At 69.5% G+C, this 691-nt stretch carries 1 protein-coding gene; it reads right to left on the reverse strand.

Annotated elements, in window-relative coordinates; translation table 11 throughout:
- Positions 1-147: 147 nt before the first annotated feature.
- Positions 148-675: a ribosomal protein S18-alanine N-acetyltransferase gene (gene rimI, locus VTU_RS26200; protein WP_050809443.1), complete on the reverse strand. Its 528-nt coding sequence runs from the start codon at positions 673-675 to the stop codon at positions 148-150.
- Positions 676-691 lie beyond the last annotated feature (16 nt).

Consider the following 691-nt stretch of genomic DNA (forward strand, 5'->3'; position numbering starts at 1 on the left):
ACGCGCTCGGCGCGCGCGCGCGGGGCCGCGAACCGGGGGGGCGTTGCAGCGCGGGGCGTCTGCCCGGTGGCCGGGCCCCACACGGTGATCCCCATTTCCTGCAGCATGGCGCGCTGGCGCGCATCGAGGCGAAGGCTCATGCGCAGCTCATTCCGGACCACGGGAATGCCAGCGGACAGGGTCCACAAGGAACCGGCGCATGAGCAGCGCATCCTCGCGCTGCCCCTGGGCCGCCGGGTAGTAGTGCTTGCGCTCGCCCACGCGGCGAAACCCGTACGCCTGGTACACATGCTGGGCGCGCAGATTGCTCACGCGCACTTCCAGCCATATCCAGCGCGCATTGCGTCCGCGCGCCCACAGGGTCAGGGCGTCGAGCATCATGCGCGCCCAACCCTGGCGCTGGAATTCGGGCACGACGGTGATGTTGAGCAGGTGCACTTCATCGACCCCCATCATGGCCACAAAGTAGCCGAGCATCTGCTCGCCCGCCATCAGCACCTGGGTCTGGTAGTCGCAAGCCAGTGCGTCGGTGAAGTTGCCGCGTGTCCAGGGGTGCGAGTAGGCGCGCTGCTCCACCGCCAGCACGGCATCGAGCCGCGCGAGCGTGAGCGCCTCCAGGTGCACCTGCAGGCACGCGTCGGGGGCAGCGGCGAAGGAACTGGGCTGGACACTCATGCGCTGGGGTTTCGGG

The organism is Verminephrobacter aporrectodeae subsp. tuberculatae At4 (assembly GCF_000193225.1).
In the GTDB taxonomy this organism is placed as follows: Bacteria; Pseudomonadota; Gammaproteobacteria; order Burkholderiales; family Burkholderiaceae_C; genus Acidovorax; species Acidovorax aporrectodeae.